Genomic DNA, 13036 nt, shown 5'->3' with positions numbered 1-13036 from the left:
GGGGCGCACCACCGTTATTGTGCGCTGGCACCAATCTCTTTATCCCAGCGGCCCAGCAGCGCTTTGCGTTTTGCTGAGTCGCCATAGGTTTTAAAGTCATAATCGATCAGCCTGATGTTCTCGAAGCGCGGTGCATATTCAGAGATCTCCGCCTTGCGGTTAGAGGGCAGCTGGAACGATTTCGCCTCTTTCATATGCGACTGTGCTTCAGCGCTGAGCGCCCAGTCATACCAGGCTTTGGCATTGGCCAGGTTTCGTGCCCCTTTGATGATCGACATTGAACCAATTTCATAGCCAGTGCCTTCACAGGGCGCGACGGGCTTAATCGGGAAGCCATCTACTTCCATCGCGACGGCATCATGCATAAAGACAATGCCGATAGTGGTTTCACCGCGCGCGGCGGCTTTGACCGGAGCAGAGCCGGACTTGGTATATTGCGAGATGTTGGCGTTGAGCTTCTTCAGGTAGTCAAAGGCTTTGTCTTCGCCCATGATCTGCACCAGCGTCGCCAGGGTGTTATAGGCCGTGCCGGAAGAGTTGGGATTGGCGATCTGAATCTCGCCTTTAAAGCCAGGGTCGAGTAAATCCGCCCAGCAGGCAGGCACTTTCTGCTTTTTCTCCGCCAGCAGTCTGGTGTTATAGCCCCAGCCCAGCGCACCGGCATAAACGCCCACGGTGCGATAACCGGAGATCTCCGCCACTTTTTGTGACCAGGGCTGTTGCTGATCGAGCAGTGGCGATTTATAGGCCTGGGTCAGCCCCTCTTCGGCGGCCTGCATATGCGGATCGCCGGTACCGGCCCACCAGATATCGGTACGGGGATTGCGTGCCTCGCTGCGGATACGGGCATAGGCTTCACCGGCAGAGAGCCGCACCATGCTGAGTTTGATATCGGGATGGGACTGGCTGAACAGCGTGGTCATCTGTTCGCACACCACCACGTCGGCTGAGCAGATCATATTAAGATTGCCCGCCGCCGAGGCAGCAAACGGCACTATAGGGCAGACAATTACAGCAGCGAGCAGAGAGGAATAACGCATGGTGTTCTCCTGGGCTGGATGACGCAGGCGCGCCAGTTTTTGCACATGTGTGCAAACATATGTGCAGATTAGTACGGCGGCCCTGCTGCAGTGTCAATTTAGTTGTTAAGCAATTGTCAGTCGCTGTCACAAATTTGAAACCTTTCGCCCATCTGTATTTTTTGCACAGCCTTGCAACTTCAGGCAAACTCAGTGCAGACAATGTCAGGCGAGGAGAGAACATGCAGCAGCTAAAGGCGGTGGTGAGTGCGCAGGATGTGGCTGACCGGGCGGGCGTCTCCCGCTCAGCAGTCTCCCGCACCTTTACACCGGGGGCCAGCGTGTCAGATGCTACCCGTCAGCGGGTGATGAAAGCGGCGGAGGAACTGGGCTATCACGTCAATCATCTGGCGCGCGGCCTGGTGCGCAACCGCAGCGGCATCGTCTGCTTAATTGCCTCCGAGGTTGACACGCCCTACCGTGCCAGCCTGGTGCGCTGGATGACCCAGTATCTGCAGGAAGCGGGAAAAGTGGCGATGCTGATTAACACTGACCGATCTGATGCGCGCGTTTCCGCCGCGCTGCAGCAGGCGATTAATTTTCGCGCCGACGCATCGATTATTCTCTCCGGCATGCCGGACAGCGGTATCACCCGGCTCTGCTACAAACATGGTCAGCATCTGGTGCTGATTAACCGCGACGAGTCCCTGCCCGGCACGCTCAGTATCAACCTCGACTCCCGCCCCGCCGCAGAAATGGCGGTTAACGCGTTTGTGCGGGCGGGATGCAGCCGCATCGCCTTTGTGAATTCACTGGCGGGAACGCCGAGTCTGCTGAAGCGCGAAGCGGATTTTCTGGCCGCCGCGCAGAAAGTAGGCGTCACGGTCCAGGTGGAGCAGTTCGGCACCACCTCTTACGAAAGCGGCCAGATTCTGGCCCAGCGTCTGCTGACGCGTAAAGTTCGCCCTGATGCGGTGTACTGTGCCACCGACCTGCTCGCCTGCGGCTTTATGGATGAGGCGCGTCACCGCTTTGCGCTGCGTATTCCGGACGATCTCTGCATCATCGGACACGATAATATCGCGCAGTCGGGCTGGGCCTCTTACAACCTCACGACCTTTGCGCAGCCAGTGGAACAGTTCGCCCGCGACGCCATTGCCTGGCTGATAGAGACGGAAGCGCAACCGGAGACGCTGATGCCAAAAAATGAACAGCAGCAGGAGCGGAGAATATATCCGGTAGATGTGGTCTGGCGCGGTTCGGTACGCGGCGGTTAACCGCCCTTTTTTATTTTCTTCCGCTATGTAATTACGCCCTGAAATAATCCACAACCGATCTTACGCTTCGCTTTAAATATCCCGCCCCTGCACTGAAAAATAATCGGACGCTACTGCACAGTGTTCCGATTTTCTGTCTACGCTTTATCTGCATTATTAAGTTCTTCTGGTTTTAACTGCTCAATGAATCAGCAGTCAGATGTGACAAATATCACATTTGTGCCAGGCTTAATGTCTCAGATAACTCTGTTCAAGGAGCATACAATGGCTACACCAACTAACAAGACGCTCGATCTGGATCAATTTCCTAAACCTCCTTTTGAGGATCAGCCACAACAGGCGCCAGGCCTGGCCAGCAAAATGATCCCGGTTCCCGACCACGGTGAAACCAGCTATCGCGGCACGGGCCGACTGACCGGCCGCAAGGCGCTGATCACCGGCGGTGACTCCGGTATTGGCCGCGCGGTGGCTATCGCTTATGCCCGTGAAGGCGCAGATGTGGTGATTAACTACCTGCCGGAAGAACAGCCCGACGCCGATGAAGTGATTAAATTAATCGAAGCGGAAGGCCGTAAAGTTTTTGCTATTCCGGGCGACATTCGTTCTGAAGAATTCTGTCAGCAGCTGGTCAAAGAGGCAGCCGATAAATTAGGTGGCCTGGATATTCTGGTTAATAACGCCGGTCGTCAGCAATTTAATGAGTCCATCCGGACCCTGAGTACGGAAGATTTTGACGCAACGTTTAAAACCAACGTTTATGCGATGTTCTGGATCACCAAAGCGGCGCTGGAATATCTGCCACGCGGTGCGTCCATTATTAATACCTCGTCCGTACAGGCGTTTAAACCCAGCGATATTCTGCTCGACTATGCGCAGACCAAAGCGGCCATCGTCGCCTTTACCAAATCCCTGGCGAAGCAGCTGGGTGGCGACGGTATCCGGGTTAATGCCGTTGCACCAGGGCCGTATTGGACCGTGCTGCAGTCCAGCGGCGGACAGCCGATGGAGAAAGTGAAGCAGTTTGGTGCCGATACACCGATGGGCCGTCCGGGCCAGCCGGTTGAGATCGCCCCACTCTACGTTACCCTGGCCTCAACCGAGAGCAGTTACTCCTCCGGGCAGGTCTGGTGTTCTGATGGCGGCACCGGTACGCTGTAATCTCACTCAGGTGGCCGCATAACGCGGCCATTTTTTTGTCCCGCTTTTGCCCCGCTTAAGAAACCTCGCCACCGTGATATAAGGAAGCAGATTATGGAAAACCCGATCTTTCATTCGCCGGTCAGAAAAGAGGGCTTTGCGGGCCTGGGTGATTATGCCGCCATTGGTGAAGGCCGTTCTGTTGCGCTGATTGCGCCGGACGGTTCAATTGACTGGTGGTGCGCGCCCAATCTCGACGCAAAGCCCCTGTTTGATCGCCTGCTTGATGCCGGACTCGGTGGTTACTTCCAGATTGTCCCGCGTGCGCCTTATCAGGTCTCACGCCGCTACCGCGATAACAGCAACGTGCTGGAGACCCGCTTCGAAACCCGTGACGGCACCGTGCTGCTGACCGAATCGATTAACAGCACGCTGGCGGGCCGTCTGCCCTGGTGCGAACTGGCTCGCCGCATAGAGGGTGTCAGCGGTGAAGTGGAATTAGCGATCACCCTGCGCTTCGGCACCGCCGCCGAAACCCGTTCACCGTGGGTGGCCGATAATGAGAAAGGCAAGGTGTTTCACATCGCGGAGATCATGGCGATGTTGCGAACCAGCGAAGATATTCAGATCACAGAGCTGGATGACGAGCAGGTCTGCGCTACGCTGCGTACCTATGCCGGTTCCCGCTCGCTCTGCGCGCTGCTGGTGACCGAGAAAGAGCCACTGGCGGTGCCGCCGCTGGAGGCTATCGATCAGCGGATTGAAACCAGCCACACCGGCTGGACCAGCTGGGTGGAGAGCCTGAGTTATGAGGGCCGCTACCCGACGCTGGTGAAGCGCTCAGCCCTGTCGCTGAAGTTTCTCTGGTACTCCCCGACCGGCGCACTGGCTGCTGCTGCTACCACCTCCCTGCCGGAGGGGATCGGCGGCGAAAAAAATTATGATTACCGCTACGCCTGGGTGCGCGACGCCTGCCTGATTATTAAAGCCTTCGTCTATCTCGGGGCGCTGGAAGATTGTAAGGCGGCCTTTTCCTGGCTGTCGCAGACCATCATGCGCCATGGCGTCAGGCTGCGCGCCTGCTATGCCCTGAATGGTGATGAGGTCCCCGCTGAACGTTATCCGCCGCTGAGCGGCTATCAGAACTCTCAGCCGGTGCGGGTCGGCAATAATGCCCGCGACCAGCTGCAGCTCAGTATGTATGGCGACATGCTGGTGACAGCCCAGCATTTTATCGAGGCGGGACACGTGCTGGATATCACCACCTCGCGCATGCTGGGCGAGCTGGCGAACTGCTGCGCCGATCACTGGCGGCAGAAGGATTGCGGCATCTGGGAGCTGCCGGAGCTGCAACACTACACCCACTCCAAAATGGCCTGCTGGATGGCGCTGGATCGGGCGGTGGCGCTGGCAGAAAGCCAGCATATCGAACCGACCTGGCTGGGACGCTGGCAGCGGGAACGTGACCGTATCCGCGACTGGATTGAGTCTCACTGCTGGTCAGAGCAACAGCAGGCTTATCTCTTTTACGCCGGCAGTGACGATCGCCTCGACGCGTCGCTGGCGCTGGTTCACAGCTACGGCAACGCGGTCAATCCGCAGCGGATGCTCTCGACCTACCGTGCTATCCGGCAAAAACTGGGTGACGGCAGCGCCATGCTCTATCGCTACAGCGGGGTAAGAGAAGAAGAGAGTACCTTTCTCGCCTGCGCCTTCTGGCTGGTGGAAGCCTGGGCAGAGATGGGTGAGGCGGATGAGGCAGAACAGGCGATGCAGGAGATCCTGGCTACGCTGAACGGCCACGGTAACGTCGATATCTTCAATGAGATGTATGACGTCCGCAGCCAGAGCTGGCGCGGCAATATGCCACAGGGGCTGAGTCATCTGGCGCTGATCTGCGCGGCGCAGGCGCTATCGGAATCGCAGGCCCCAGCGTGATGTGAGATGTTGCGCTTAGGAAAGTGGCGAATCCGTGCCCTACTGCAGCCTGAAACGCGGATCGAAGAAAAATGGCTCCACCACCACCTTACTGATGATGCCAGCCGCTGCCGGATGACGGGGATTGAACAGCGCATTCCACTCGCCGGTCAGCGTGCTCGGTACCTTCAGCACCAGGCCGTTATCCGGGCTGGCAAGCCAGTCGTCACCAATTTGCCGCGTGGACGATGGCGCAGGATCGGCCTGCCAGTCATCGGGTAGTGCCGCCAGCGAGAGCTCGGTAATCAGCGATTCAGGGACGCTAATCGACAGCATTGAGTAGTCGTGTGACAGATCCTGAATGGTGAGATGAACCAGCGCCTCAAGTACACAGAGCGCCCGGCTTGATCCCATATAGACACAGACCGTTCCCACGGAATTCCAGCGCCCCCCGTAAGTGCGGGCACCAAAACCATCAAAGGCGGTTATCGCATACTCACTCTTCACCAGGCGAAAGAAACGTACCGCCATCAGGTAATCACGCCATGCTCAAGCTGGCCAATCAGGTTAATCACCGCTTCTGCACCCGCCACCGTGGTGGTCATCTCCGCCGGTTTCTTACCGCCCAGCGCTTTGGCGGGCGTTTCCAGCCACTGCACCAGACGCTGCCTGTCGTCGCGGAACAGTTTGCTGGCAGCAGAGAGGACGCGGATCAGCATGTAGATCCGTCCGCTCTGATCGGGCGAAAAGGTCTGCTGCGGATCTTTAACTTTGCGGTTGTAGGTGGTGCGATCAATGCCCGCCAGACGGCACAGCCAGCCTTCGTCAAAGGTGGACAACGACGCCGTGCGTTTCAGCACGCCGCTGCTGAACCCTACCGCAATACGCTGGTGCGCATCAGGCAGTGTTTCCGGCAGATTCAGGGCATGCAGCAGCGAATTGTCGCGACGATGCTGAGCGGGTGTGTAGATGGCGATAGACATAGCAGCCTCCTGTTCATTTGATTTTTATTTTAGCGCAAATGAACAGGCGGTGCCAGCTTTACCCCGTCGCTGAGCAAGCGTGATGCCTGTTACTCAGGCTTCTCCTGCTGTAACGCCTGCAGAATCTGCCACGCCGCCTTTATACGCAGCGGATTAGGGTAATTCTTGTTGGCGAGTATCACGACGCCGCTGTTCCTCTCAGGAATAAAGGCGATATAGGCACCAAATCCATTGGTTGCACCGGTTTTATGCACCCAGCTGGCACTCTGTGACGGCCCGACCGGATTGAGCAGCGTCGCCGGGCGGTGTTGCAGCGCAACACCATTATCGCTGTCGCCCATCAGCGTGTCGGCAGTCACCGGCCAGTCGTAGATCTCCCAGCCCAGTCCCTGAAACAAGGTGCCGACTTTGAAGTAGCGCGCCTGCGCGGTGCGAATGGCATTACGCAGCACGGCATTCCCCGAAGAGAGGCGGTTAGGATCCACATTTGCCTGCATAAAGGTGAGCATGTCACGCGCGGTGGATTTAACGCCGTAGGCTTCTGCATCCAGCATGCCGGGTGAGACCCGTACCGGCTGGCCATTTTTATAGCCCCAGGCGTAGTCCAGCATCATCGAGGGCGGCACGGTGATATAGGTGCGCGTCAGACGCAGTGGCTGAAACACATTTCGCGCCATCGCCTGCTCATAATCCCCTTTCACCATCAGCGAACCAAACAGACCGATGCTGGCGTTAGAGTACTGCCGGAGCGTGCCGGGCGCTGCCTCTGGCTGCCATTCCTGATAGAAACGCAGCAGCGAAGCCTGATCGGTGACGTCATCCGGCAACTGTAAAGGCAGGCCGCCCGCGGTATAGGTCGCCAGATGCAGCATCCGCACCGGACGCCACTGCTCACCGGTCAGCTGCGGCCAGTACTTTTGCACCGGATCGTTAAGGCGTATTTCGCCGTTGCGGATCATGACGCCGGCCAGGGTACCGGTAAAGGTTTTGCTCACTGAACCCAGCTCAAACAGCGTGTTTTCCGTGACCCGGCGGCGTGATTCGAGATCGGCCACGCCGAAGTTCACAAACTGCGCCCGGCCTTTGTAAAGCACCGCCACCGACATGCCGGGGATCTCCTGCTGCTCCATCAGCGGTTCGATCGCGGCTTTAACCAGAGAAGTAACCTGCTGTGAAGAGAGATCGGCGGCGACACAGCTGGCAGAAAGAGAGAATAACGCGAGATAAAACAAAGACTTTTTCATTGGCAACTAAGGGATTCTTCACTGAATTAAATTATTTACACTGGTCGGCACAGGCCTGCACGCACATCTGAGCCTGAGAACTGCAGCCACCGTTTTCCCGGGTGTTGCAGTGCGATTGTTCTGTGTAGCAGTTGGTCTGACAGGCGGAGACATCGCAGCGGGCAGCGACGGGCGTCAGCTGTGCCAGGGGCGCGCGGGCCGGAAAAAGCGGTGCGGGCTGAGCGAAGGCGCTGCTGCCCAGTAATCCGGACAGCAGCAGGCTGATGATCATTTTCATAAGAGTTCTCCAGAGGGACGCTGCACTAAGTATGGCCAGTCTGGCGCGCCCCGTCAGAGAAATCTAATCAAATTGAGACTACAGGGGGATGTTGAGTGACATTAATCACGCCACGGCTGTAGATATCGTTGAGCCGGGCAATGTAACGCTGGGTGTCATGCTGATCTTTGATGCGCAGAATCGCCGCCTCACCTTTCTCCTGCAGCATCTCAGGACGGTCGATAATGGCGAGCAGTATCGATTTCAGCCCCTCCACCAGCGACTGGCGTAGCTGCGTTTTCTGCTCTGGCGAGGTAATACTGTATTCACGGTCAGCGTTAAGCGGACTCGCAATCACCCAGCCTGCGCTGGCAGGATTAATCTCTGGCAACGCGCGCACGTTGCTGGTGATCACCGGGCAGCCGTTAGCCTGCATCTCCAGTACCGAGAAACCGTACGTCTCCTGCCAGGTTGGTAGCAGTCCGGCATCGCTCTGGCGGAACAGCTGCATCAGGGCGCCGTTATCCATCTGTGAATGATGCGTGAAGCAGCGATAGCGTTTGATGCGGTTCTCAATGCCACTATAGAACGTCTCATCATCCTGGAACTGGCGGTGCGCCACGTTACGACGCTTGGCGAGATCGCCAATCAGCTGCACATCCAGCTGCGACTCTTCCAGTTTGCGCTCTTCAATCAGCTCACTGATCGCCAGCACAACTTCAGCCCCGCCTTTGCGGTAGAACTCGTTACCGGCAAAGGTCAGTTTCAGAATACCGGGCTGACGCGGCGTTTTCTGCTGGACAAACAGCTTCTGCGGCGGATGCAGCACCAGGGTTTTACGGCGGATTTGCTGGGCAATATCCGGCCTGAACAGTTTCATCTGAATGTTCAGGGTGGCATCTGAGATGGCAATCAACCCCAGGCAGTTATCTTTTAACAGATAAGGAATGAGGCGTTTCAGCTCGGGGTTGTCCTGCTTGGCGACGCCCGCCACCGGCAGCACACGCGGCAGCTCCGTTTCAAATGACGCGACCCACTTCTGAGGGGTTATCGCAACTTCATTGAACAGATGCAGGATGTCAGCCCGCGATGCCCCTGAAAAAGGCACAGGCTGAAAGACAAAGGTTTTATTTTTTTTGAGCAATCGAGTTCGTAGCGGGTTAATAAAGTAGAACAGATTGCTCTTTTTCAGATTGATATATTCGTTATCCGGATTAACTAAGATATTACGCTGCTCCGGATACTGGTTATTCGTGATTCCAATTTTCATGTTCGCCTTCCAGAGTCCTTGTGTCCGGAGTGATCTATATCACGTGATCGTGACTGGCGGGTCTGAGCAATATCCTAAAAGCCCGTAATGACGCGGCCTGAACGCTTTTGCTAATGATTGCGCACGGTGCTAAAACAGACACAATTGTGTCTGGTTATGAATTTGCATTTTTTATTAACAGGTGTGTTTAACTGTGTCAGGCTAACCCCTTATTGAATATAACGATTATTTCCCGGGAAATATTCGCGCCAGTTGTTATGTAAATGTTTAATTAATTGTCAGGAATATTAGCGAAGCGGATGAGGATTTTAGTTAATAACTTTTAAAGTAATAAGAATGACCATGCTGAAAAGTGCCCGGCGCGTTTCACTGGCTGATGATTAACACAGACACAGACGGGCGATAATGAAACAAATGATGCAGCACGGTTATATCCGCACCCTTTTTGCACGCCCGTTTGCCACAATTCAGTGCAGCAGCTTAAGAGGCAAGCGGGTGCCATGCGCCTCCCATCATGCATTAATCCTATGATTTACATCATTATTTAAATGAGACACCCTACAGTCCCCTCTCTGGTACAAAAGTTGCAGGAAGTGACCTATGCAGACAGGAGAGCATTATGAAAGCAATCGTGATTGGTGGCGGTATAGGCGGCATGAGTAGTGCCATTGCGCTGGAGAAATCCGGAATTGACGTTGAGGTCTTTGAAGCCGTAAAGGAGATGAAGCCCGTCGGCGCGGCGATTTCCATCTGGCCCAACGGTGTTAAATGCCTGAATGCGCTGGGCATGAAAACCGCGCTTCGTGAGCTGGGCGGGAACATGGCCTATATGGCCTATCACGATGGCACCACCGGCGCACCCCTGACCCGCTTCAGTATGGCGCCGCTGGTGCAGCAGGTTGGCGAATATCCCTGTCCGGTGGCGCGGGCAGAACTGCAGGCGATGCTGATTGATACCTTCGGGCGTGAACGGGTGCAGTTTGGTAAGCGGGTGATCCAGGTCGAGCAGACCGGCAGTGGCGTGATTGCCACCTTTTCCGACAACACTCAGGCCACCGGCGATTTCCTGATTGCCGCCGATGGCACCCATTCGGTGATCCGCGAGTATGTGCTGGAGCAGAAGCTTGAACGACGTTACGCCGGTTACGTTAACTGGAATGGCCTGGTCACTATAGATGAGAGGATTGCGCCCGCCGATCAGTGGACCACCTTTGTCGGTGACGGCAAGCGGGTGTCGCTGATGCCGGTCAGCGGCAATCGATTCTACTTCTTCTTTGATGTGCCGCTGCCGAAGGGACTGCCGCAGGATCGCAGCACGGTGAAAGCGGACTTAACCGGCTATTTTCAGGGCTGGGCGGAGCCGGTACAGCAGCTGATCGCGGCAATCAATCCTGACACCACCAATCGGGTTGAGATCCACGACATTGAACCTTTCAGCCGCTTTGTTAAAGGACGTGTGGCCCTGCTGGGCGATGCCGCCCACAGCACCACGCCCGATATCGGCCAGGGCGGCTGCGCGGCGATGGAGGATGCCGTGGTACTGGCCTCGACGCTGGCCTCTCATTCACTGGGTATTGAAGATGCACTGCTGCGCTATCAGGCGCGACGGGTTGAACGGGTAAAAGATCTGGTACTGAAAGCGCGCAAACGCTGTGACGTCACCCATGCGCGCGATCCGGCAATCACGGCAGAATGGTATGACTCTCTGAAAAGCGAAACCGGTGAACGGGTGCTGGCCGGAATGTGCGAAACCATTGAAGGTGGCCCGCTGGGCTAACACGAATAAAACCGGGCTGTCAGCGCGACCAGCGCGTGACAGCCCGTTCTGCTATGACTCCGCCAGACCACGATTTTTCAGCATGGGCTCCAGCTGCGGAGGCCCGCCCCGCCAGCTTTCATACAGTATTTTGAGATCGCTGCTGTTCCCGCGCGACAGAATTTTCTGTCGGAAGAGGTCGCCGTTCTCGCGCGTCAGTCCGCCCTGTTCCGCAAACCACTGATAGCCATCGTCGGCGAGCATCTGCGTCCAGATATAGGCGTAATAACCTGCTGCATAGCCACCGCCCCAGATGTGCTGGAAATAGCTTGAGCGATAGCGCGGCGGCACCGCCGTCAGCGCCAGATTATCGCTCTGTAACGCCTGCTGCTCGAATCCCTCCACGCTTTGCGGCGCGGAATCACGGTTAAGGCTGTGCCAGTGCAGATCCAGCAGCGCGGCAGCCAGCAGCTCGCTCATCTCGTAGCCTTTGTTGAACGTGGCGGCCCGGACGATTTTTTCATGCAGCTCAGCGGGCATCAGCGCCTGAGTCTGATAGTGGCGAGCGTAGTTGCGGAACACCGCTGGCTCGCTGGCCCAGTGCTCGTTGATCTGCGAAGGAAACTCAACGAAATCGCGCGGGGTTTCCGTTCCCGACAGGCTCGGATAGCGCTGGCTGGCAAACAGACCGTGCAGCGTGTGACCGAACTCGTGAAACATCGTGATGACGTCGTCCCAGCTCAGCAGCGCCGGTTCACCGGCTGGCGGTTTGGTGTAGTTACAGACGTTGTAGATCACCGGTTTGCTGTCGAGCAGCGTGGACTGGTTGACGAAGTTGCTCATCCAGGCGCCGCCGCCTTTGCTGTCGCGCTTAAAGAAGTCGGTGTAAAACAGCGCCAGCGGGGTCTCATCGGCGTCAAAAATCTCATAGACCTGGACGTCGGGATGGTAAACCGGCAGATCCTGTCGCGGCGTGAAACGGATGCCATAGAGCTGCGTCGCCGCCCAGAACACGCCATTCTGCAGCACCGAATTCAGTTCAAAGTAGGGCTTAATCTGGCTCTCATCCAGATCGTAACGGGCACGCCGCACCTGTTCGGCATAAAAACGCCAGTCCCAGGCCTGCAGGGTAAAATCGCCGTGCTGCTGGTCGATGGTCTGCTGGATAGCCGCCGCTTCACGCTCCGCACGACCGCGCGCGGCAGGCACGATGTTATGCATAAACGCCAGCGCCGCCTTAGGCGTTTTGGCCATCTGATCCTGTAACTTCCACTCGGCATAGCTGGCAAATCCCAGCAGCCGCGCCTGCTCGGCCCTGACCTGCGCCAGACGTAATACCAGCTCGCGGGTGTCGTTCTCATCGCCTTTTTCAGTGCGCGTCACGCCCGCCTTAAACAGCGCTTCACGGGTTGCGCGATCGGCCAGGCTCTGCAGTGCGGGTTGCTGGGTGGTGTTTTGCAGCACCAGCAGCCAGCGCTTTTCCAGTCCGCGTGCCTGCGCTTCCGCCTGCGCCACCGCCAGATCGGCCGGTGAGAGGCCCGCCAGCTTCTGCAGATCATCGACGACCAGCCCGCCCGCTTTAGTGGCGGCCAGCAATTTGTTGGTGAAGCGGGTACCGAGGCGGGCCGCTTCCTGATTCAGTGTTTTAAGCTGCTGTTTCTGCGCTTCCGGCAGATTGGCTCCCGCCAGCTGGAAACGCTGCCAGATCACCTCAACCAGCCGTTTTGATTCAGCATCCAGTTTAGCGCGCTGCAGATAGACCGCATCGAGCCGCGAAAACAGCGGGCGGTTAAGCATGATGTCATCGTTGAGCGCGGTGAGCTGAGGCGCAATTTCCTCATCCACCTGCTGCAGATACGGGCTGGTATGCGCCGAGGTCATGGCACTGAACACCAGATTCACCCGGTTGAGCAGTTGTCCGCTCCTCTCCAGCGCCTCATAAGTGTTGAAAAAGCTGGGCGCGTCGCTGTTCAGTGCGATCGCCTCGATCTCCTGACGCTTCTCCTCAATGCCCGCCTGCAGCGCGGGCAGAAAATCCTGCTCCTCAATCTGGTCAAAAGGAGGAGTCTGGTAAGGCAGTGTGCTGACGCTAAAGAAGGGATTCTGACGGGCGTTCATGGTTCGCTCCTGGTGGGCATCGCAAAGTCTTATCCTGACAGGTTGCCGCGCAGGCGACA

At 56.9% G+C, this 13036-nt stretch carries 11 protein-coding genes; 4 read left to right on the top strand and 7 right to left on the bottom strand.

The features are described 5' to 3' along the window. Positions 1-14: 14 nt before the first annotated feature. Positions 15-1040: an ABC transporter substrate-binding protein gene (locus tag OK412_RS08130; protein WP_033757674.1), complete on the bottom strand. Its 1026-nt coding sequence runs from the start codon at positions 1038-1040 to the stop codon at positions 15-17. Positions 1041-1261: 221 nt separating this feature from the next. Between OK412_RS08130 and OK412_RS08125 the strand changes: the two genes are divergently transcribed. The 3 genes from OK412_RS08125 (at position 1262) to OK412_RS08115 (ending at position 5371) form a co-directional block, all read left to right on the top strand. Continuing rightward, positions 1262-2296, top strand: a complete 1035-nt coding sequence (locus OK412_RS08125) for a LacI family DNA-binding transcriptional regulator (RefSeq protein WP_132498649.1) — start codon at positions 1262-1264, stop codon at positions 2294-2296. A 264-nt stretch (positions 2297-2560) separates the two neighbouring features. Next, the gene (locus OK412_RS08120; protein ID WP_010244858.1) at positions 2561-3454 is read left to right on the top strand and encodes an SDR family oxidoreductase; all 894 of its coding nucleotides are present in this window, start codon (positions 2561-2563) and stop codon (positions 3452-3454) included. 93 nt (positions 3455-3547) lie between these two features. After that, positions 3548-5371, top strand: a complete 1824-nt coding sequence (locus OK412_RS08115; RefSeq protein WP_033767271.1) for a glycoside hydrolase family 15 protein — start codon at positions 3548-3550, stop codon at positions 5369-5371. 39 nt (positions 5372-5410) lie between these two features. Here the strand turns inward: OK412_RS08115 and OK412_RS08110 are convergent, their stop codons facing one another. From OK412_RS08110 to OK412_RS08090, 5 genes are all read right to left on the bottom strand, one after another. Further along, positions 5411-5881, bottom strand: coding sequence for an RES family NAD+ phosphorylase (locus OK412_RS08110; protein ID WP_033757682.1), 471 nt, complete (start codon positions 5879-5881; stop codon positions 5411-5413). After that, a complete protein-coding gene (locus OK412_RS08105; protein ID WP_010244850.1) occupies positions 5881-6333 on the bottom strand; it encodes an antitoxin Xre/MbcA/ParS toxin-binding domain-containing protein in 453 nt (150 codons plus the stop codon). The genes OK412_RS08110 and OK412_RS08105 overlap by 1 nt, the downstream gene beginning before the upstream one ends. Before the next feature lie 89 nt (positions 6334-6422). After that, the gene (ampC, locus tag OK412_RS08100) at positions 6423-7577 is read right to left on the bottom strand and encodes a class C beta-lactamase (protein ID WP_264353013.1); all 1155 of its coding nucleotides are present in this window, start codon (positions 7575-7577) and stop codon (positions 6423-6425) included. 31 nt (positions 7578-7608) lie between these two features. Next, on the bottom strand, positions 7609-7854 hold the full coding sequence (locus OK412_RS08095; RefSeq protein WP_010670167.1) for a hypothetical protein: 246 nt from the start codon (positions 7852-7854) through the stop codon (positions 7609-7611). 67 nt (positions 7855-7921) lie between these two features. Then, positions 7922-9103: a glycosyltransferase family 4 protein gene (locus OK412_RS08090; RefSeq protein ID WP_061703943.1), complete on the bottom strand. Its 1182-nt coding sequence runs from the start codon at positions 9101-9103 to the stop codon at positions 7922-7924. A gap of 619 nt (positions 9104-9722) precedes the next feature. Here OK412_RS08090 and hpxO point away from each other — a divergent pair. Then, positions 9723-10880 (top strand): FAD-dependent urate hydroxylase HpxO, encoded by a 1158-nt coding sequence (gene hpxO / locus OK412_RS08085; RefSeq protein WP_163637036.1) that lies wholly within the window; start codon positions 9723-9725, stop codon positions 10878-10880. A 51-nt stretch (positions 10881-10931) separates the two neighbouring features. Here hpxO and dcp read toward each other — a convergent pair whose 3' ends face one another. After that, a complete protein-coding gene (dcp, locus tag OK412_RS08080; protein ID WP_264353012.1) occupies positions 10932-12977 on the bottom strand; it encodes a peptidyl-dipeptidase Dcp in 2046 nt (681 codons plus the stop codon). Positions 12978-13036: the final 59 nt, after the last annotated feature.

Source organism: Pantoea sp. JV6, assembly GCF_025910055.1.
Lineage (GTDB): Bacteria > Pseudomonadota > Gammaproteobacteria > Enterobacterales > Enterobacteriaceae > Pantoea > Pantoea agglomerans.
The sequence above is the reverse complement of the archived record's forward strand: the minus strand, read 5'-3'. Positions and strand labels throughout refer to the sequence as shown.

Excerpts from the sequence above, each read along its gene's own strand:
- OK412_RS08120 (WP_010244858.1), top strand. The coding sequence starts at position 2,561 with ATGGCTACACCAACTAACAAGACGCTCGATCTGGATCAATTTCCTAAA.
- OK412_RS08105 (WP_010244850.1), bottom strand. The coding sequence starts at position 6,333 with ATGTCTATCGCCATCTACACACCCGCTCAGCATCGTCGCGACAATTCG.
- hpxO (WP_163637036.1), top strand. The coding sequence starts at position 9,723 with ATGAAAGCAATCGTGATTGGTGGCGGTATAGGCGGCATGAGTAGTGCC.
- dcp (WP_264353012.1), bottom strand. The coding sequence starts at position 12,977 with ATGAACGCCCGTCAGAATCCCTTCTTTAGCGTCAGCACACTGCCTTAC.
- OK412_RS08130 (WP_033757674.1), bottom strand. The coding sequence starts at position 1,040 with ATGCGTTATTCCTCTCTGCTCGCTGCTGTAATTGTCTGCCCTATAGTG.
- OK412_RS08090 (WP_061703943.1), bottom strand. The coding sequence starts at position 9,103 with ATGAAAATTGGAATCACGAATAACCAGTATCCGGAGCAGCGTAATATC.
- OK412_RS08110 (WP_033757682.1), bottom strand. The coding sequence starts at position 5,881 with ATGGCGGTACGTTTCTTTCGCCTGGTGAAGAGTGAGTATGCGATAACC.
- OK412_RS08125 (WP_132498649.1), top strand. The coding sequence starts at position 1,262 with ATGCAGCAGCTAAAGGCGGTGGTGAGTGCGCAGGATGTGGCTGACCGG.
- OK412_RS08115 (WP_033767271.1), top strand. The coding sequence starts at position 3,548 with ATGGAAAACCCGATCTTTCATTCGCCGGTCAGAAAAGAGGGCTTTGCG.
- ampC (WP_264353013.1), bottom strand. The coding sequence starts at position 7,577 with ATGAAAAAGTCTTTGTTTTATCTCGCGTTATTCTCTCTTTCTGCCAGC.
- OK412_RS08095 (WP_010670167.1), bottom strand. The coding sequence starts at position 7,854 with ATGAAAATGATCATCAGCCTGCTGCTGTCCGGATTACTGGGCAGCAGC.